Genomic DNA, 19,940 nt, shown 5'->3' with positions numbered 1-19,940 from the left:
TTATCGTGACCGGAAATGAGTACCCCCGCCCGCAGTGCCAACAACGCCCCGATTTGCGCCCTGATCGTCGACGACGAGCGCGACATCCGCGAACTGCTGGTGCTCACCCTGGGGCGGATGGGACTGAAGTGCGACACCGCCTCGTCACTGCACGACGCCCGCGCCCTGCTCCGCCACAACCAGTACGCGCTGTGCCTGACCGACATGCGCCTGAGCGACGGCTCCGGCATCGAACTGGTGCAGGAAATCTCCCAGCTCTACGCGCAGACGCCGGTGGCGATGATCACCGCCTTCGGCAACCAGGAAGCCGCGGTCGGCGCGCTCAAGGCCGGCGCCTTCGATTTCGTCAGCAAGCCGGTCGACCTGGCGGTGCTGCGCGGCCTGGTGCAGCACGCATTGAAGCTGGCCCCGTCGTCGGCGCGCCCCATGGGCGAGGCAGCGGCCAAGCCCGCCGCCGCCAGCGCGGTTGCCGCACGCCTGCTGGGTCAATCGGCGGCGATGGCCGAACTGCGCTCCACGCTGGCGAAGGTCGCCCGCAGTCAGGCCCCCGTCTACATCGCCGGCGAATCCGGCGTCGGCAAGGAACTGGTCGCCCGCACCATCCACGACGAAGGCGCGCGCGCCGCCGGCCCGTTCGTGCCGGTCAACTGCGGCGCTATTCCCGCCGAGCTGATGGAAAGCGAATTTTTCGGCCACAAGAAGGGCAGCTTCACCGGCGCCCACGCCGACAAGACCGGCCTGTTCCAGGCGGCCGAGGGCGGCACCCTGTTCCTGGACGAGATCGCCGAACTGCCGATGTCCATGCAGGTCAAGCTGCTGCGCGCCATCCAGGAGAAATCGGTGCGCCCGGTGGGCGCCAACAGCGAAGTCCCGGTGGACGTGCGCATCCTTTCGGCCACCCACAAGAACCTGGCCGCGCTGGTCGAGGAAGGCCGCTTCCGCCACGACCTCTACTACCGCATCAACGTGATCGAGCTGCGGGTGCCGCCGCTGCGCAACCGCCGCGAAGACCTGCCGGTGCTGGTGGACGCCATCCTGACCCGGCTCGCCGCCGCCCAGGGCCGCCCGCGCCCGATGCTGCACGCCGACGCCATGGAGGCGCTGGCCCACTACACCTTCCCCGGCAACGTGCGCGAACTGGAGAACATCCTGGAACGCGCCTTCGCCCTGGCCGACGACGACGGCATCCGCGCCTCCGACCTGCGCCTGCCGGAAGCCCGCCCCGCCGCACCGATGCCGGCCCAGGCCGACGCCGCGGCCGCCAGCCTCGACCCCACCCTGATCGACCCGCGCGAATCCGCCGCCAGCGCCCTGCCCAGCTTCATCGAGGAAATCGAGCGCAAGGCCATCGAGCAGGCGCTGCAGGACAACCGCTTCAACAAGACCAAGACCGCCGCGCAGCTGGGCATCACCTTCCGCGCGCTGCGGTACAAGCTGAAGAAGCTGGGGATCGACTGAACGGATGCCGTTCCGGCCTGTCGTGCACCTTGCGGCACTTCCGGATTGGACCTGACGGATCCCTCCTTTGCACGCCCCCGCCCCCGGCCAAGCAAAACCGCCACTCCATGCCATCCATGGCCACCGCTGTCCGAAGCGAGACGCGGGACAACCTGCCCTCTATCCCATTCGCAACTTGACGCAAAACGTCAAAATTTGACGCAAAACGTCGTAAACTCCAGCCGCCGCACTAGCCAAAACCCGTGACAGCGGCCACAAAAGCGCACTCGATGCCGCCGTGGCCGTCTTTGGCACGCATCCTGCGTTATAACTTCCGCACGTGTCACCGCAGGCCCCAACGGGACCGGTACCGGCGGGCAAGCGGCACGTGAACCACCCAACCAACCCTAGGGGATACACCATGAAGAACCAGCAAGGCTTCACCCTGATCGAACTGATGATCGTGGTCGCGATCATCGCCATCCTGGCCGCCATCGCGCTGCCGGCTTACAACCAGTACCGCGTTAAGGCTGCCAACAATGCCTGCTTGGGCGAAGCCAAGGCCATCATGAATGCATGGGTTGCCGCTTCGGTTTCCGAAAGCACGCTGCCGACCTATACACCCGGCGCCACCACGGCGTGCAGCGCGGGCACCCCGGCCACAGGCAGCTTCACGGCCAAGACGCCGGGCACCGCCACCGTGACCTGCAACGTCGATTCGGCCACCTGCCACCTGTAATAAGCAGGCGTGATGCTCGATGCATGAAGCCCCTCGCAAGAGGGGCTTTTTTCATCCGATACCGGCACTGCCGAGTTCACGCACCCGATGCCATCACGCCATGGCCCGGTTCTTGCTTAGCCCTAGCATTGGCACACTGCCGAGGACAAGCACATGCACCGCCAGAGCCAAGGCTTCACCCTCATCGAGCTGATGATCGCAGTGGCGATCATTGCCATCTTGGCTGCCATCGCCCTGCCAGCCTATAACCAGTACCGTATCCGCGCTTCAGAAACCGCTTGCCTCGCCGAAGCCAAGAACTACGCCAGCTTCTCCCTTGCGGCGATTTACGACAAAACCACTCCCCCTGTTCCGATGGCAAGTGCCTGTGCGTCGATAGACCAGGCCACCGACATCGACACAGATATCACGGCCACCCCGCACTCGCCTTTTGTCCGCACGGTGACCTGCGACATGAACTCCGCCAGCTGCCAACTGCATTGACAGGTGCGGACTCCTTAGCTGCCTGGGCACCGCCAATCCGGTAACCTGCGCCGTCACCCTTTGGGACGGATATGCATGACCGCAGGCAATGGCAAGTTTTTTATTCTCGGCTCGATCCTTGCTCTGCTGGCAGGCCTGCTGTTCCTCCCCGGCTTGCCGGGGGACTTCATTTTTGATGACGAGCCGAACATCGTCAGCAATACATCGATCCAGCTTCAACACCTGGATGTCCATTCGCTCCTACAAGTGGTAGCGGCACCGCAGATATCTGGCAACATGCGCAGCTTGCCCACGTTGACGTTTGCGCTGGATTACTGGCGCGCGGGAGGCGCGGATGCCGCCACATTCAAGACCACCAATATCGTCATCCACGCGCTGACGGCATTTGCGCTTGCCTGGCTGTTCCGCAGCCTGCTCCTGATCGCAGGCACTGGCGATGCACGAGTGCGCTGGCAGGCATTGGCTCTGACCGTGGCGTGGGCGGCCCATCCATTGCAAGTGTCTTCCGTGCTGTATGCAGTGCAGCGGCTACAGACCATGGGTACGTTGTTCCTGGTACTGACGCTGCTGGCTTACCTCCATGCACGCCGCTTGCAGATCGAGGGCCGCAGCGGTCGCACAGCCCTCTTGGGCGCCGCATTGCTTTGGGGTGCAGCCATGAGCTGCAAGGAAGACTCCGTCCAGCTACCCGCCTATACATTGGCACTTGAGCTCACCTTGCTGCACTTTGCCGCCAAGGACGCCGCGCTGGCGAAGCGCTGGCGCATCGGCTACCTGTGGGGCACGTTGGCGGGCACAGCCCTGTATTTGCTCGTGGTTGTACCTCACTATTGGACTTGGGACGCCTACGGCGCCCGGGATTTCTCAACGCCGGAGCGCTTGCTAACCCAAGCGCGGGTGCTATGCCTGTACCTCTGGCAAATCGTAGCGCCGCTACCATCGCACATGCCTTTTTATTACGACTGGCTACAGCCTTCGCGTGGACTGCTACAGCCTTGGACGACCCTGCCCGCCATTGCGCTTGTGCTTGGGCTGTTGGCCTTAGCCTGGTCGCAACGTCGGCGTAGGCCATTGTTCTCGCTCGGGGTGCTCCTGTTTTTCTCTGCTCATTTCATTACAAGCAACGTCATCGGGCTTGAACTGGCCTTCGAGCACCGGAACAGTTTCGCGCTGATTGGTGCAGTGCTGGCTATCGGCAGTTTACTGGCGGAGGCCAGCAAGCGCCTGCAGCTTCGTCCACTTGCGGGAAACGCACTCTGCATCGCCTTACTGGCGGCACTGGCGACAACAACCCTCGCGCGCGCCCATAGCTGGAGCAATAATCTGCTACTGACCACAGCCGCCACAAAAGCAGCCCCGCACTCAGGGCGCGCCTGGTCACAACTTTGCGCCAACCAGTTCAAGGCCGGCGGCGGTATCACCCCAGAAAATACAAGGCTGGATCAAGCCATCGCCGCCTGCCGCAACGGCGCAACACTCGCTCCGTATGCACTGAGCAATCCCGCACTTCTCGTGGTGCTTAGAACCCTCAAGGGCGACATCAGTCATCAGGACTGGGAACTGTTCCAGCACCGCCTCGAAACAGCGCGAATGAGCAGCGATAACCAGCGCGCTCCCACTATCCTCACTTATCATGCGCAACGGGGAGTAAAACTCGACAAACAGCAACTCCTGAAGACCTTGGCCACTCTGTACCGCCGCGCCAATTTAGCCCCGTTTCAGAAAGCCCAGATTGGCTATTTCGTAATGCTCGACCTGCGCGAACCGGACTTGGCAATGCCTTATTTCATGGGTGCCATCCAAGCTGTATCTCTGCGCGATCCTTTCCCGGTGCAGCTTGCGGGAGAGCTACGCGAACAAGGCAGACCCGACCTAGCCATGCGAATCGAGCAACTTGCCATTAACAGAGCCGGCAGCCCCGCAGTCTCCGTAGCCCCCCGTAATGCAACGTTCTTGCGAAGAGTTCGAAAGAGCATCGCACTTCCGCCCCGACATCGAAGGCCTGCGCGCCGTCGCCATCCTGCTGGTGGCGGCGGCGCACGCGGCGGTGCCGCGGCTGGCCAGCGGGTTCATCGGCGTGGACGTGTTCTTCGTCCTGTCCGGCTTTTTGATCACCGGTAAGCTGGTGCAGGAAGCCACGGCCACTGGGCGCATCCGGCTGCTCCCGTTCTACGTACGCCGACTACGTCGGCTGCTGCCGGCCCTGCTGCTGATGCTGGTGGCGGTGGGTGCAGCATCGCGCTGGCTACTTTCGCCCGCCGCGCTGGGCGAGCAGTTCCTGACGGCGCAGATGGCTGCGCTCTGGCTGAGCAACTTCCACTTCGCGATTGGAAACCTGGATTACTTCGCACCTGGCAGCGAACGCAATCTGTACCTACATACCTGGTCGCTGGGCGTGGAGGAACAGTTCTACCTGCTCTGGCCAGCGTTGGTGCTGTGGCTGCTGGCCCGCGATGGAGAACGTGGCCTGACCCGTCTGAAGATGGGCATGGATATGGTGCTGGTCGCCAGCCTGCTGGGCTGCATCGCACTGACCCGCGACGCGCCGCTGCTGGCGTTCTACATGATGCCGCTGCGCGCTTGACAATTCGCCGCCGGCGCACTGGTCTGGCTGCTTGCGGCACGCGCACCGGTCGCCGCTCCACGCTTGTCCCAAGCGGCGCCTGCGCTGGGCATGCTGGGACTGGCATTGATCCTTGCCTGCAGCCTGCTGTTGGACGGGCAGCGCGCATACCCTGGCGCTTGGGCGCTGCTGCCCACCCTGGGCGCGGTACTGGCGGTGTTGGCCGGCAGTCTGCCGCACGGTCAACGCGGCGCAGGCAGCCTGCTCGCCCTACCGCCCCTGCAATGGCTGGGGCGCATCTCGTATTCATGGTATCTGTGGCACTGGCCGGTATTGCTACTGGGGCTGGCATGGGCTTACGACGCAACCCCGGCACTGCGCGCCCTGCTGGTAGGCATCTCGCTGGTCCTTGCTGCCGTGTCCCATGCGCTGGTGGAAGCACCCCTGCGCCACTGGAAGCAGTGGCTGGCATGGCCGCGCGCCGCAGCATTGGCATCGCTGGCGGCAATGGCAGGGATGGCCTTGCTGGCGACCCATTGGTCACGTCAGGCCAGCGACGCCCTGCAGAGCCGACACTGTAACGCTACGCAGCCGCGTGGATGGACTCGCAAGCCATCTACACCATGGGTTGCGATGACTGGTACCGCAGCGCGGCGGTGCGCATCTGCAGCTTCGGCGGCGAGAAGGCACCGCGTACCGCAGTGCTGATGGGCGACAGCCATGTCGGCCAATGGTTTCCCTCCGTACATGGCGCACTGGACTACGCTGGCTGGCGGCTGCTGGTGATCACCAAAAATCGTCCTGCCCAATGGTCGATGCGCCGATCTTCTACGCCCGCATCGGCCGCGAATACACCGAATGCGCGCAGTGGCGCGATGCCGCGCTACAAAAGTGCAGACGCTGAAGCCCGACCTCTTCATCTTCGGCAGCGCCGCTGCGGCGTACACCCCGCAGCAATGGACGGAGGGCACCGCACGCGTGCTGGCGCGGCTCAGCCCGGCCGCTACGCGCATCGTCCTGCTGGCAGACACGCCCGCGCTGCCCTTCGACGGTCCCGACTGCCTGATGCAGAACGCCCTGTGCCCGGCATGGCGCGAAGGCGGCCAAAGCTGCACATCAAAAGCGGGAAACGCCGATGCCGCCGCCATACGGCACGCGCTGCAAGCCGCCGCATCGCGATTCCCCAACGTGGAGTTCGTGGACATGGGCCCGCACATCTGCCCCAATGGCATCTGCCGCGCCGAGCTGGACGGATGAGTGACGTATCGGGACAGCCAGCACCTGAGCAGAAAGTTTGCGAAGGCGTTGGCACCCGCGATGGCGCAGGCACTTCGGGCGAGCGATCCATGGCGTTGTCAGGAAAGCTCTGAACAACCCCATTTCAAGCAACAATAGCGCTCGCTTTTGGGATGACGGTCGATGCAGCTTCCGTTCGGTGACGTCCAGGATCTTGGGCAACGTAAGCGCGCACGCCTGGAGATCTTCGAGCAGATCCGCCAGGAGCGGCCGCAGGCGCTGCGTACCGAGAATGGCCCGGAGCCCTTAGGGAGGCGTTCAACACGTGGACCAAGGCCCACCGCATGGCGATCCAGCACATCCAGCCCAACCGGAGGGCCTTCATCGAACGCTTCAACCGCACCTACCGCAAGGACGTGCTCGACCGTTACCTGTTCGCCCGATTGGACGATATCAGAGAGGCCACATGGCACTTTCTCATCGACTACAACGAGCCTCGGGAGCACGACGCCCCGCAATCAACCCGCCACACGTTCTACTTTTGAAATGTCCGCTTGACGGTGGGGGTTACACTCACACCTTCGAAACACCAACATCGTCCATGTAAAAAATAATTCCCAATAACCGGCCTTCCATGCAAACACCTATGAAGTCGTTGCTCAGCCTCGCAAAGAGAGCGCTAGGCCATCGCGAGGCTGGCATCTTGCGGAATGGAGGCTATGGGCTGGCGGCAAAACTTGCGACCACCCTGAATCTCTTTTCTTCAATGCCGTTCGTACGCGAGTCGGCGGGCGCTGAGGTATTTGGCGCATGGGCCACCATAGTCTCCGTGGCAACCTTTTCTGCGTTTCTGGATTTTGGCCTTTCCAGTGGCGCAATGAATCTCGTTGCAGGCGCGCATGGGCGAGGCAACAGCGCAGAAGTCACCGCCTTGAGCCGAATCGCATTACGCATTTTATGCATAAATTCTCTGGCGCTTGCCGTCGCCGGAATCGCGGTAGTTGCATTCGCGCCTTGGGACAGCCTTCTGGGACTCGGAGAAGCTACCAAACCACTTGCTCGCACGGCCGTCGGAATTGCAATCACGTCGATGATCCTAGCAGTGCCGGCCGGTTTAGCCCTCCGCATACAGCTGGGAACCGGCGACGCTAGCGCAGGTTATCGCTTTGCCACCGTAGGACAGCTCATCGCATGTACGGCCACCATCGTTGCAGCCAAAGTTGGCGCTTCCTTGCCGATTCTAGTCGCCTGCACCCTTTTGCCACCAGTGCTGGCTGCAATCCTTAACACCATGCAGTGGGCTCGAAATTGGCCACTCTCCTGCTGCAAAAATCAGCTCGCTGATGCAAAAAGTAGCCTAGCAGCTGACATAAGGCGTGAAAGCTGGCTATTCATGACTTTACAGATTTCGGCAGTAGCAGTCCACACTTCCGATCTCCCCCTCATTTCCGCCCTCATTGGCGCCGATGAAGCCGGCCAGTACGCTGTCGCTCAAAGATTATTTCTACTCATCCCGATTGGCATGGGCTTGTTATGGACACCCCTTTGGCCAACTTACAGACAGGCATTGGCACGCAGCGAATACAAATGGGTAGTCCGGACATTGCGCTGGACGGCATTTCTGGCATTGATAATCGCGAGCCTGACCTCCGCAACTCTCGCCATAGGCTTCAAGCAAGTGACCCAAATATGGATGGGCGCCCCGCTTGGGCTATCCACCCTGCTGCTAACTGGCTTCGCCACATGGGCAGCCCTGGACGCGGCAGGTGGTGCATATGGTGCATTTCTCAACGCAGCCAGTCCCCGATGGCTCCTGATCGCGATCTCGACCACATTCGCTGCATCAAGCTTGATACTCAAGACATGGGCAGCAAGCAAAGGCCTGATTGAGTTGATGCCATGGGCAACGCTCTCCAGTTTCCTGGTCTTCGACCTGCTGCCCTTCTTGCTTTTCTGGCCAACACTCGTAAAGCACATGCAGTCAAGGAAATTTTGAACTATACCGGCCCACATTTCCCGGCAACCGAGAGCCCTCAATCGGTACCATTCATCACCACTCAGGCCATCTGATTTATACCAAAACTAGAATTGACGCAACCAGTCATACGAATGGCACAAATAGCACAACTTCCATATCCACAAGATTCGCGACACCCCAACACACGTAACCCAGGCACCAACATCAACTTTATGAACCAAGTGAAGCCTTGACGGACTTCGCCACCAGAGACCAAGCCATGCCTGTTTCGAGAATGACTGCATTCGCATCGCGCCTCGCCCGCCACTGGCTGCCCCCCGCGCTTCGCCATGCACTGAATCGCATGGCGGGCCAGACTTTTCGTTATTCTGGCCGTTTCGATACGTGGCAGGAAGCATGTAGAGCGGCTGATGGATATGATGATAAACGCATCATTGAACGAATTCACTCCGCCGCACTGGCAGTACGCGAAGGGCGCGCAGCCTGGGAGCAGGATGGCGAATCACATCCCGAGATAATACTCAACTTCCCCGTACTTGCTTGCTTGGCAAAAGCGACCCGCAAGGACGATACCTTACGCGTGCTGGACATTGGCGGTGGTTTCGGCAGTTCCTGGCTGCAGGCCAGTCAAGGCATGCCGGACATTAAATTGCACTGGACAATAGTCGAGCAAGAGCGGGTAGTGTCGCTTGCTAGGCAGGATTTCAACAATCAGGGAGTCCGTTACACGCACTCGCTTGATGAAGCACTGGCAACGAACGAATACGATCTCGCGCTCCTTTCCAGTGTGCTGCAGTATATCGCGACCCCACACGCAATACTTGATCAACTTGCCTCGTCAGAGATCAAATGGATCGTGATTGACAGGCATCCCTGCTCGAACGCCGGTGAAGTCATCACAATTCAGCACTGCCCAAGGCGGCTATACAAAGCAACCTACCCCTCTTGGCTTTTCGACTGCGAAAGCTTAAGGTCCAAACTGAATCTGACTCATGATCTGGCACTTTCATGGCAGGGTCAGGATCAACCCATCCAGGGCGATGGCTTTCATGCAAGCTTCGCGGGCATGTGCTGGAAACGCAGGGGAGAGCATACGTGAAGAAATGGCACCAGCGCATCCAACACGATCCACCTTTATGGTCAGCGCTTGTCAATCCTCATTTCCTGCCCAGAAGAGCATTGCACGCTGCAATGCGCAAGGCCGCATGCTTTCTCTGCGGTCGCGTCCTCGACGTCGGCTGCGGAAAACAACCTTACCGTAACCTGCTGAGCCATGCCTCCAATGTGACAGGAATTGAGATCGATACGCCCATATCGCGCGCCAATAGCCGGGCAGATATATTCTACTCGGGCGCAATACTTCCATTCGACGATGAAGTCTTCGACTCAATTATCTGCAACCAAGTCCTGGAGCACGCAAAAGATGGCACCCTGTTCTTGCACGAACTGCATAGGGTGCTCGCGCCGGATGGAATCTTAGTTCTGTCGGTTCCTTTTGTGTGGCCGGAGCACGAACAGCCTCATGACCACAGACGGCTGACATCATACGGATTAGAACAGCTCCTGCATGACGCAGGCTTTACGGTGCTTCAGCAGTACAAGCTCGTCTCCGGGGTCGCCGCAATCGCCGCGCTACTGGCCGACTGGATTGGAGAAACACTGAGACCCGCTCCTTCCGTACTACGGATACCGTTGCGCGCAATAATGATTGCACCAATATCTTGGCTCGGCGCCGTCATCGACCACTGGCAACGCCATGGGAATCCCTCGCTATACCTCGACAATTTCGTCGTTGCCCAGCGCACCGCCGCATGAATCGATGGGCCTTTCATCACTCATCGCAAGTGACAAAAGCAACTGCCATTGCCAATAGATCCCAATGCATAAATTCTGCACCTACTTCGACAAAAACTATCTCCTCCGCGGGATCGCCATGTTTCGTTCGCTGAAGGAAAGCGGGATCCCATTCTCACTAGATGTACTAGCACTCGACAAGGAAACGGACGAAGTCATTCGCGCCATCAATTGCCCAGAGCTCAACAGCATTCCACTGTCAGAGATGGAAAATAATTTCCCGGAACTCAGCGCCGCAAAAGGCAACCGGACATTAATCGAATACTACTTCACCCTCAGCCCATGTCTTCCGCTGTACATCTTTGAGAGGAACCCCGAGATCCAAAGGATCACTTACGTCGACGCCGATCTCATTTTCTATTCAAGCCCTGAGCCCCTATTCCAAGAGCTTGGCACCAGTTCCATTCAGATTTGCGAGCACCGATATTCCCCCCTACTGCGCGACCGAGATCAATACGGACGGTTCGTCGTCCAATATCAAACCTTCAGGCGCACCACCACAGGAATGAGGTGCTTGCAGCGATGGAAGTCGCAATGCCTAGAATGGTGCCAAGACAAGCCTGATGGGGGGAGATACGCCGATCAGAAATACCTAGACGAGTGGCCAGAATTATACGGGAAGGAACTGTCAATAATCCAGAATCTTGGCGCAGGAGTTGCACCATGGAATTGGTCAACCTTCCCCGTCACAAGAAAAGCAGGCAAAATCCACATCCAGAACAGCCCTCTGGTATTTTACCACTTCCACGGGCTAAAAATATTCAGCCCCCACTTCATCTCCAACGGCCTGGCAGACTGGACTCGCATGCCATGGCGCATGCAACGATTCTTGTATGCCGGATACGTCAGGCGCCTGCGTGAGGCAAGCGCGTGGATAAGAAGCCGCAGCGGATACGCCATACGAATGAAAGATCACTCAATTCGCAGGAAGACACTGAGAATCTCAGACCTCAAAGAAATTGCCAGCAAGGCATGGAGGCAGGCAATGTTCGTCCCATAGCAGCAAGCGAAATGCAGGACGCAACGAAACCAAAACCCACTGTCCCGAGAATTACTTGCAGCACTTATTCTACCCGTCATGCCGGAATCTTGCACCGCTCCGGGGGAGCGAACCTTACATCCGGCGGATGATCTTGAGCGCGAGAATATTAGCGAATGCTGGCAACTGTCATTATTCCAACTTATCGAGATGGCATTCGGGCGGTGACCGCAGTCAAGGCCATACTGCAGCAACGTCTGCCTGCCGGAGATCACCTTGAAATTGTCGTTGTTGATGATGGCTCTGGCGACGATACAGTAACTCTCGTCTCCAACCTTCAACGCCCCGATGTTCGCACCATCTCACTGAGAGAAAACCAAGGGCGCGCCGCAGCGCGCAATGCTGGCGCAAGCGCAGCAAGGGGGGATTTCATAATTTTCATGGATTGCGACTGCATACCTGGTCATCCGCAGTTTGTGGCCAGACACTTGGCGCTATTAAAGAAAGGCATGATCGCTTGTGTCGGGCATGTGAGCGGGCCGGACGAGCAGTTCTGGTCACGTTACCAATACAAAGCATCGTTACGGCGCGAGCATCAGCATCGAACCGGCTCGACATTTTCAGGAAGCTCGCAGAATCTAGCCATCCGCAGGGATGCGTTTATGGCCGTTGGCGGATTCGACACTGCTTATCGGAAGTACGGCTTCGAAGATCGCGACCTTCTGATCAGGCTGAGGCAGAGAGGAAGTATCGCATGGACACCCGGCGAAGGAGTCATTCATTGCGACGAACTGCGCATCCAGGATGTCGCCAAGAAAATGCAGGAAGCTGCGTCCTCGACGGCTCTGAAATTCTCGCGCGAACATCCTTCCGAATATTCCGTGCTTGGATATTCCCGCATCGATAGCCGCCTGCACCCAATTCTAAGGATAGCTGCGCCAATCGGCAATATGATATTACCCATGATGATCACGGCCACGGATTTTGCTATAAACTCAAGGCTCCCTTATGCAATCAAAGCGGGCATGGCAAAACTATGCACGGCCATGTCATTCCTGGCTGGAACCACAAAGCCGATCTCGGAAGCTTAAGCGACGGCGAATGTCGCCCTCACCTCAGGGCGTCCATGCAAAGCCTGCGGTGTGCGAAGCCGGCTGCATCCAGCTCGGTTTCATTTCCTATGTCGGACTCCGTTTCCCACACCTTGCGCAGTTGCACCAGCAATCCAGCGGGGATACGCGCATCGCTGGCGGCATGTCACCGGTAGATCTCGAAAAGCGCTACGTGCGGAGCGGCGACTGAGTGTCTACGGAAATCTGGTCGATCCAAGGAACGCGCGCGGGCCAGCTCAGGCTTGCAGTTTCACTCAAAAGCTGGGCCCCGTAGAAACGGGGCCCAGCTTACCTTTCAACGATTTCAACAGCTAGTCGGAACGCCTAGCTTGATGCAAGACATTTTTAACGTGCGACCTAACCCGCCTCCCCGCGCAACGCCGCCCATACTCCACTTCCGAACGCCGGCCAAGCAAAGCCCTGGGCGAAGTCGATGCAGGTCTTCCGGAGTACCTCGCGCTGGGCGAGAACCTGGCTGACGGCAGCAGCAAACCCGGAGTAATCGCCGCTGGCCACCAGCCGGCCGGAACGCCCATCGGCCACCGCATCGACGATCCCGCCCGTCGCGAAGGCGACCGTGGGCAGGCCGTGGGCGGCGGCTTCCACCGCGACCATGCCGAAGCCTTCGGGATCGCCGGGGAGTTCACGCACCGGGAACACGTGAACATCGGCAGCGCAGTAGGCCTCACCCAGAGCATAATCGTTGATGACACCAAGGAAGCGTAGGTGGTCGCCCACGCCTGCGGCCTCGGCGGCCGCCTGGATGCTGGCCGGGGATTGCGCCTGGGCGTGCAGGGCTTGAGCGGGTGCATCACCGATGATCACCAGCATTGCACTTGGATGCGCAGACACGATCTGCGGCAACGTATAGGTAACGAACTCGCGCAGTCCCTTGCGTGTGGACAAGCGGCCAACCGATAGCAGGATGGGGCCGCCACCGAAGCCGTGCCGGCTGCGGAACTCCACGGCGCCGTTTTCACCCGCGCTTGCCGTGCGCTCCGCTGGCAACTCGACACCCGGGTGGACGATGAAAATGCGATCAGCGGCAACGCCGATCTCCCTGCACAGCGCGGCAGTGGACTGGCTGTTGGCAATCACCACTTGCATACCGCGGATCACGGGGAGCCACAGCGCGCGATACAGCGGGTGCTTGACTGCGACATCCAAGCCATGGACGTAGACGGCGGCATCAGCGCCGCAGGAACGCGCTGCCAACCACGCCAGTGGCGCAGTCAACCCGCTGCCGGCCAGCACGATGTCAGGCTTCCAGCGCAGGGCCTCACGCCAGGCCAGCGTCTGCGCACGCAGCAGGAATCGCCACAGCGGCCTCAGAGGGGCTTCGGACACGGCGATGCCGGCCGGCGCGACCGCTGCCGAACCCGAGGGGCCGATCACGCGCACATCGGCCACCGTCGCCAGACCTTCTGCCATGTGCCAGTTCAGCCGCTCCATGCCGCCCACCAGCGGCGGCAGGTTGCGGGTGACCAGCAGCACCCGCGGCCGGGGATCACGCATCCCGGCGGTAGGTCAGGTTAGTGACCTGCTCCGAGATCAGCCCGATCAGGAAGACGATGACTGAAGCGCTGAACAGCAGCATGCTCATATTGGTGAACTGGTGACGTGTTGCGAACGTGTAGCCATACCAGCCGAGCGCGGCGAGAAAGAACGCGGCCGCAGTGGGCGCAAATAACTTCAGCGGCGAATACAGGCTGGCAATCTTGAAGATGATCAGCAGGAAGCGCACGCCGTCCTTCAGCGGTCGGATATGGCTGCCATTGCCCACCCGCTTGGCCACCGGAATCGGCACGTAGGCCACCGGGTAGGCGCTGCGGAAGAACGCCATGGTGCTGGTGGTGGGGTAGCTGAAACCGTTGGGCAACAGGTGCAGGAACTCGCGGAATTTGTCGGCGCGCACCGCGCGGAAGCCGGAGGTGAGGTCGGCGATCGGGTGGCCAGTCATCCAGCTGGCCAGACGGTTGTAGAAGGCATTGGCCATACCCCTGTGCAAGCCGGCCTGGCCGCTGGCATCGCGGGCACCGACCACCATGTCATAGCCTTCATCGAGCACTGCAAGCAAGTCCCCCACATGCTCGGCGGCGTGCTGCCCATCCGCATCCATGAAGACCAGCACCTCGCCGCAGGCGGCGCGAGTGCCACGCTTGATGGCGGCGCCATTGCCCATCGAATAGGGCGAGGACAGCACGCGGGCGCCGGCCTCCACCGCAATGGCTGCGGTTTCGTCGGTGGATCCGTCGTCGACGACGATGATTTCCGCCTCAGGCATGCGTGCGCGCAGGGCCGGCAAGGTGCGGCGCAGACCCTCGGCCTCGTTCTTCGCGGGCAGGATAATGCTGAGCTGCTGCACGCCGTCCCCCTGTGGTGGCTGGAGCCCATGGTAACCGCCCACGCGCCGGAGGCCGAGATGCGCCCCGAATCGCGTTTACGCTAAAGTCGTGTCGCTTACGCAAGAGACTGCCAACCAATGAATACCGCCGCTTCCCCCAACCTGATGGGCATCACCGGCATCGCCAGACGTCTGGTGATGGACGGCGCCCTGGACGAAGCTGCTGCCCGCAGGGCGATGGACAACGCCACGGCGGAGAAGACCCCGCTGGCCAGCTACCTGGCCGACCATCGGCTGGCCTCGCCGGCAGCGCTGGCCGCAGCCAACTCGGTCGAGTTCGGCATGCCGCTGCTGGATGCGCTGGCCATCGATCCGGCCCAGTCCGCCATCGCACTGGTCAAGGAAGAGCTGCTGCGCAAGCACAACGTGCTGCCGCTGTTCAAGCGCGGCAATCGGCTGTTCGTCGGCACGTCCGACCCCACCAGCAACCGGGCCATGGAAGAACTCAAGTTCCACACCAATCTGGCGGTGGAGCCGATTCTGGTGGATGCCGAACGCATCAAGCGCAGCCTGGATCAGTGGCTGGAGGCAGCGGAAGCGCTGGCCGACGAGCTGGACGATGCAGAAGGCCTGGAAGGCCTGGAAGTCGGGGGCGGCGACGACGACTTGAGCAATGACACCGGCGTGGATGCCAAGGGTGAAGACACCCCGGTGGTGAAGTTCGTGAACAAAGCGCTGGTGGATGCGATCCGCCGCGGCGCCTCGGACATCCACTTCGAGCCCTACGAAACCGATTACCGGGTGCGTTTCCGCATCGACGGCATCCTGAAGACCACCAAGAAGGTGCCGGTGAAGCTGCACTCGCGCATCGCCGCGCGGCTGAAGGTGATGTCGCAGCTGGACATCGCCGAGAAGCGCATCCCGCAAGACGGCCGCATCAAGCTGAACATCAGCAAGACCAAGCAGATCGACTTCCGCGTCAGTACCCTGCCCACCCTGTTCGGCGAGAAGATCGTGCTGCGCATCCTGGACGGCAGCGCCGCCAAGATGGGCATCGAAAAGTTGGGCTACGAGCCAGAGCAGCAGAAGCTGTTCCTGGACGCCATCCACAAACCCTATGGCATGGTGCTGGTGACCGGCCCCACCGGCTCCGGCAAGACCGTCAGCCTGTACACCGGACTGGGCATCCTCAACGACGAGACCCGCAACATCAGCACGGTGGAGGACCCGGTGGAAATCCGCCTGCCGGGCGTCAATCAGGTGCAGCAGAACGTCAAGCGCGGCATGACCTTCGCCGCCGCCCTGCGCAGCTTCCTGCGCCAGGATCCGGACGTGATCATGGTCGGCGAAATCCGCGACCTGGAAACCGCCGAGATCGCGGTCAAGGCGGCGCAGACCGGCCACATGGTGCTGTCCACCCTGCACACCAACGACGCCCCGCAGACCATCGCCCGCCTGATGAACATGGGCATCGCGCCGTACAACATCACCAGTTCGGTCAACCTGGTGATCGCCCAGCGCCTGGTGCGCCGCCTGCACGACTGCAAGCGCGCCGTCCACTTGCCGGAGCACGCCCTGCTGGCCGAGGGCTTCACCGCCGACGAGATTCACCAAGGCATCACCGTCTACGAGGCAGTGGGCTGCGAGGACTGCACCGGCGGCTACAAGGGGCGCGCCGGCATCTACCAGGTGATGCCGATGACGGATGAAATCCAGCAAATCGTGCTGGCTGGTGGTAATGTCCAGCAGCTGACCGAGGCGTCCCTGCGCAGCGGCGTCCGCGACCTGCGGCGCTCCGCGTTGGACAAGGTGAAACAGGGGATCACCAGCCTCATCGAGATCAACCGCGTCACCAAGGACTGAGGGGAACACCATGTCCGCACGCAGAGCCGCCATCAGCAAGGTTCGTGAAAAGGCCGAGGCCCGCCGGCTGAACCCGCTGGAGGAATTCGTCTGGCAGGGCCGCGACAAGCGCGGCAAGGTGATGAAGGGCGAGCAGCTGGCGCGCAACGCCAACCTGCTGCGCGCCGACCTGCGCAAGCAGGGCATCAACCCGACCATGGTCAAGCCCAAGCCCAAGCCGCTGTTCGGTAGCGGGGCCAAGAAAATCTCTGCACGCGACATTGCCGTGTTCAGCCGCCAGATCGCTACCATGATGAAATCCGGCGTGCCGATCGTGACGGCGCTGGAAATCATCGGCGGCGGCAACAAGAACCCGGCGATGAAGAAGATGGTCAACGGTCTGCGCAACGACATCGAAGGCGGTGCGTCCATCTACGAAGCGATGAGCCAGTACCCGGTGCAGTTTGATGAGCTGTATCGCAACCTGGTGCGCGCCGGCGAGTCCTCCGGCGTGCTGGAAACCGTGCTGGAGACCATCGCCACCTACAAGGAAAACATCGAGAGCATCAAGGGCAAGATCAAGAAGGCGCTGTTCTATCCCGCCACGGTGATCGCCGTGGCCATCATCGTCTGCGCGGTACTGATGATCTACGTGGTGCCGATCTTCAAGGAGACCTTCTCCAGCTTCGGCGCCGACCTCCCCGCTTTTACCGCGCTGGTATTCGGTATTTCCGACATCATCGTGAAATGGTTCTGGCTGATCGGCATCATAGTAGGCGGCGCGATAGGCTTTTTCATCTATACCTACAAGCGGTCCATCAAGCTGCAGCACACCATCGACCGGCTGATGCTCAAGATCCCGGTGATCGGCAAGGTGTTGAATGAATCGGCCATTGCCCGATTCGCCCGCACCTTGGCGCTGACCTTCCGCGCCGGTGTGCCGCTGGTGGAGGCGATGGACAACGTCGCCGGCGCCACCGGCAGCATGGTCTACCAACAAGCCGTCATGAAAATGAAGGACGACGTGTCGGTGGGCTATCCGGTCAACGTGGCGATGAAGCAGGTCAACCTGTTCCCGCACATGGTGGTGCAGATGACCGCGATCGGCGAGGAAGCCGGCGCGCTGGACACCATGCTGCTGAAGGTGGCCGAGTTCTATGAGGAAGAAGTCAGCAACACGGTGGATGCGCTGTCCAGCCTGATCGAGCCGATGGTGATGGTGATCATCGGCGGCCTGGTGGGTTCGATCGTGATCGCGATGTACCTGCCGATCTTCAAGATCGCCATGACGGTGATGTAACCCGGACCGTTCCCGCAGATGGCATTTCTCGACGCGCACCCCGGCCTCGGCTATCCCGCCGCGGCCGGACTCGGCCTGCTGGTCGGCAGCTTCCTAAACGTGGTGATCCTGCGCCTGCCGCCCCGGCTGGAGTGGCAGTGGAAGCACGACGCCCGCGAAATCCTCGAGGAGCCCGATCTCTACGATCCGCCGCCGCCCGGGATCGTGGTGGAAGGCTCGCATTGCCCGAAATGCAAGAAGCCGTTGTCCTGGTACGAGAACATCCCGGTCCTGAGCTGGGTGCTGCAGGGCGGGAAATGCCGGGGCTGCAAGGCGCCGATTTCCATCCAGTATCCGCTGGTGGAGCTGCTGACCGGGCTGCTGTTCCTGGCCTGCGTCTGGCGCTTCGGGTTCGGCTGGCAGGGATTCGGCGCGCTGGTGCTGACCAGCTTCCTGATCGCGCTGTCCGGCATCGATCTGCGCACGCGCCTGCTGCCGGACCAGCTGACCCTGCCGCTGATGTGGCTGGGGCTGATCGCCGCCAGCGACAACCTGTACATGCCGGCGAAGCCGGCGCTGCTGGGCGCGATGGCCGGCTACCTGAGCCTGTGGTCGGTGTATTGGGTGTTCAAGCAGCTCACCGGCAAGGAGGGCATGGGCCACGGCGATTTCAAGCTGCTGGCCGCGCTGGGCGCGTGGATCGGCCTGTCCGGCATCCTGCCGACGATTCTGATCTCCTCGCTGGTGGGCGCCGTGGTCGGCTCGATCTGGCTGTTCGCCAAGGGCCGCGACAAGGCCACGCCGATTCCGTTCGGTCCGTATCTCGCCATCGCCGGCTGGATCAGCTTCATGTGGGGCAAGGATCTGGTCGGCATGTACATGCGTTTCGCCGGGCTGGCCTAGACGGTCGCTCCCATCGCTCCGCCCAAACCCCACGCCTGCGAGCGACAGCCATAATTCGCGCATGAGCGATTACATCATCGGCCTGACCGGCGGCGTGGCTTCGGGCAAGAGTGCGGTTGAGGCGTGCTTTCGCACGCTGGGCGTGGCGGTGGCCGATGCCGATGCCGCTGCCCGCGACGCGGTGGCCGCGGGCAGCGATGGGCTGGCCGAAGTGGTGGCTGCCTTCGGCGCAGGCGTGCTGACGGCGGATCGCAATCTGGACCGGCCCGCCATGCGCCGCCGCGTCTTTGCCGATCCCGACGCGCGCCGGCAGCTGGAGGCCATCGTCCACCCGCGCGTGCGCAAGGCGCTGGCGGACGCCTGCCGGGCCGCACCTGGACCCTATGCCGTCGCTTCGATTCCGCTGCTGGCCGAAGGCGGCGGTCGCGACGCCTATCCGTGGCTGGATCGCATCCTGGTAGTGGACGTGCCCGAGGACGTGCAGCTTGCCCGCCTGCTGCACCGCGACGGCATCGACGAAGCGCTGGCGGGGAGGATGATCGGCGCACAGGCCACGCGCAGGCAGCGGCTGGCGATCGCCGACGACGTGATCGTCAACGACCGCGGGCTGGACGCCTTGCCGGCGCAGGTCGAGGCGCTGGACCGGCTGTACCGCCGCCTGGCCGACTAGGCCGGCTCGCGCATCAGCAGGGCCACCGCGGGCGCATCCGCCGGCGGCATCGGGTAGTCGGCCAGCTTGTGCGGCGGCGCCCAGGCCAGCGCCTGCCCCTCCATGCCGCTCGGCGTGCCGGCGTAGCTGCGGATCTCGTACACGTCGAGCCGCAGTTGCTTGTCCGGATACGGCATCTGCACGTCGATCAGGAGCCCGCCGACGTTCGCCTCGATCCCGAGCTCTTCGCGCAGCTCGCGCGCCAACGCGTGTTCCGCAGTCTCGCCGGGTTCGATCTTGCCGCCCGGGAACTCCCACAGGCCGGCCAGATCGCGGCCTTCCGTGCGCCGCGCCAGCAGGATGCGTCCGCGCGCGTCGCGGATGACGCCGGCGACGACGTGGACCAGTCTCATGAGCGCGATCGCTTTCCGCGCATCGCCATAAGCACGGCGCGTGAAAACCTTGGAACGGGGTTGCCCGAAACCAACTCGAAAAGCGCCCCACCCCGGCCCGTCCGGCCCTCAGGCACAGCCTTCGGGCGT

Annotated in this window: 17 protein-coding genes and 4 pseudogenes; 18 read left to right on the top strand and 3 right to left on the bottom strand. The window is 61.6% G+C overall.

The features are described 5' to 3' along the window. Window positions 1-15 precede the first annotated feature (15 nt). From H9L17_RS10855 to H9L17_RS10795, 14 genes and pseudogenes are all read left to right on the top strand, one after another. A complete protein-coding gene (locus H9L17_RS10855; protein WP_187569469.1) occupies window positions 16-1,458 on the top strand; it encodes a sigma-54-dependent transcriptional regulator in 1,443 nt (480 codons plus the stop codon). A gap of 400 nt (window positions 1,459-1,858) precedes the next feature. Then, a pseudogene (locus tag H9L17_RS16065) lies at window positions 1,859-1,957 on the top strand (prepilin-type N-terminal cleavage/methylation domain-containing protein); the annotation flags it as partial. Between the two features lie 372 nt (window positions 1,958-2,329). Next, window positions 2,330-2,659, top strand: coding sequence for a prepilin-type N-terminal cleavage/methylation domain-containing protein (locus tag H9L17_RS16320; protein ID WP_187569467.1), 330 nt, complete (start codon window positions 2,330-2,332; stop codon window positions 2,657-2,659). A gap of 75 nt (window positions 2,660-2,734) precedes the next feature. Beyond that, a complete protein-coding gene (locus tag H9L17_RS10840; RefSeq protein ID WP_187569466.1) occupies window positions 2,735-4,780 on the top strand; it encodes a hypothetical protein in 2,046 nt (681 codons plus the stop codon). Then, entirely contained in the window at window positions 4,686-5,243 is a 558-nt protein-coding gene (locus H9L17_RS10835) for an acyltransferase family protein (protein WP_187569465.1), read from the top strand. Before H9L17_RS10840 ends, H9L17_RS10835 begins: the two co-directional genes overlap by 95 nt. Before the next feature lie 90 nt (window positions 5,244-5,333). Continuing rightward, entirely contained in the window at window positions 5,334-5,930 is a 597-nt protein-coding gene (locus tag H9L17_RS10830) for an acyltransferase family protein (RefSeq protein ID WP_187569464.1), read from the top strand. Beyond that, window positions 5,930-5,986: pseudogene (locus H9L17_RS16315) on the top strand (hypothetical protein); the annotation flags it as partial. The gene H9L17_RS10830 and the pseudogene H9L17_RS16315, both read left to right, overlap by 1 nt. A gap of 127 nt (window positions 5,987-6,113) precedes the next feature. Next, entirely contained in the window at window positions 6,114-6,479 is a 366-nt protein-coding gene (locus H9L17_RS10825) for an SGNH hydrolase domain-containing protein (protein WP_187569463.1), read from the top strand. A 341-nt stretch (window positions 6,480-6,820) separates the two neighbouring features. Continuing rightward, window positions 6,821-6,970 (top strand): annotated as a pseudogene (locus tag H9L17_RS10820) (integrase core domain-containing protein); the annotation flags it as partial. A gap of 134 nt (window positions 6,971-7,104) precedes the next feature. Further along, window positions 7,105-8,454, top strand: a complete 1,350-nt coding sequence (locus H9L17_RS10815) for a lipopolysaccharide biosynthesis protein (RefSeq protein ID WP_187569461.1) — start codon at window positions 7,105-7,107, stop codon at window positions 8,452-8,454. Window positions 8,455-8,710: 256 nt separating this feature from the next. Then, window positions 8,711-9,535, top strand: coding sequence for a methyltransferase, TIGR04325 family (locus H9L17_RS10810; RefSeq protein WP_187569460.1), 825 nt, complete (start codon window positions 8,711-8,713; stop codon window positions 9,533-9,535). Beyond that, window positions 9,532-10,251: a class I SAM-dependent methyltransferase gene (locus H9L17_RS10805; RefSeq protein ID WP_187569459.1), complete on the top strand. Its 720-nt coding sequence runs from the start codon at window positions 9,532-9,534 to the stop codon at window positions 10,249-10,251. The genes H9L17_RS10810 and H9L17_RS10805 overlap by 4 nt, the downstream gene beginning before the upstream one ends. A gap of 118 nt (window positions 10,252-10,369) precedes the next feature. Continuing rightward, complete coding sequence (locus tag H9L17_RS10800) at window positions 10,370-11,290, top strand: hypothetical protein (protein WP_187569458.1); 921 nt, start codon at window positions 10,370-10,372, stop codon at window positions 11,288-11,290. A gap of 155 nt (window positions 11,291-11,445) precedes the next feature. Further along, window positions 11,446-12,360, top strand: a complete 915-nt coding sequence (locus tag H9L17_RS10795) for a glycosyltransferase family 2 protein (protein WP_187569457.1) — start codon at window positions 11,446-11,448, stop codon at window positions 12,358-12,360. 378 nt (window positions 12,361-12,738) lie between these two features. Here the strand turns inward: H9L17_RS10795 and H9L17_RS10790 are convergent, their stop codons facing one another. Both H9L17_RS10790 and H9L17_RS10785 read right to left on the bottom strand, forming a co-directional pair. Then, window positions 12,739-13,875: a glycosyltransferase family 4 protein gene (locus H9L17_RS10790; protein WP_246455076.1), complete on the bottom strand. Its 1,137-nt coding sequence runs from the start codon at window positions 13,873-13,875 to the stop codon at window positions 12,739-12,741. 13 nt (window positions 13,876-13,888) lie between these two features. Beyond that, window positions 13,889-14,746: a glycosyltransferase family 2 protein gene (locus tag H9L17_RS10785; protein WP_187569455.1), complete on the bottom strand. Its 858-nt coding sequence runs from the start codon at window positions 14,744-14,746 to the stop codon at window positions 13,889-13,891. Window positions 14,747-14,863: 117 nt separating this feature from the next. Here H9L17_RS10785 and pilB point away from each other — a divergent pair, with 117 nt between their 5' ends. The 4 genes from pilB (at window position 14,864) to coaE (ending at window position 19,419) form a co-directional block, all read left to right on the top strand. Next, complete coding sequence (pilB, locus tag H9L17_RS10780) at window positions 14,864-16,588, top strand: type IV-A pilus assembly ATPase PilB (protein ID WP_187569454.1); 1,725 nt, start codon at window positions 14,864-14,866, stop codon at window positions 16,586-16,588. Between the two features lie 10 nt (window positions 16,589-16,598). Further along, entirely contained in the window at window positions 16,599-17,867 is a 1,269-nt protein-coding gene (locus tag H9L17_RS10775) for a type II secretion system F family protein (RefSeq protein ID WP_187569453.1), read from the top strand. Between the two features lie 18 nt (window positions 17,868-17,885). Next, the gene (locus H9L17_RS10770) at window positions 17,886-18,749 is read left to right on the top strand and encodes a prepilin peptidase (RefSeq protein WP_187569452.1); all 864 of its coding nucleotides are present in this window, start codon (window positions 17,886-17,888) and stop codon (window positions 18,747-18,749) included. A gap of 61 nt (window positions 18,750-18,810) precedes the next feature. Beyond that, entirely contained in the window at window positions 18,811-19,419 is a 609-nt protein-coding gene (gene coaE / locus H9L17_RS10765) for a dephospho-CoA kinase (protein WP_187569451.1), read from the top strand. Between the two features lie 2 nt (window positions 19,420-19,421). Here the strand turns inward: coaE and mutT are convergent. After that, a pseudogene (mutT, locus tag H9L17_RS10760) lies at window positions 19,422-19,811 on the bottom strand (8-oxo-dGTP diphosphatase MutT); the annotation flags it as partial. Window positions 19,812-19,940: the final 129 nt, after the last annotated feature.

The sequence above is a fragment of the Thermomonas brevis genome, from assembly GCF_014395425.1.
GTDB classification, from domain to species: Bacteria; Pseudomonadota; Gammaproteobacteria; order Xanthomonadales; family Xanthomonadaceae; genus Thermomonas; species Thermomonas brevis.
Note: the sequence above shows the minus strand (reverse complement) of the source record. Positions and strands in the feature narration are given on the sequence as shown.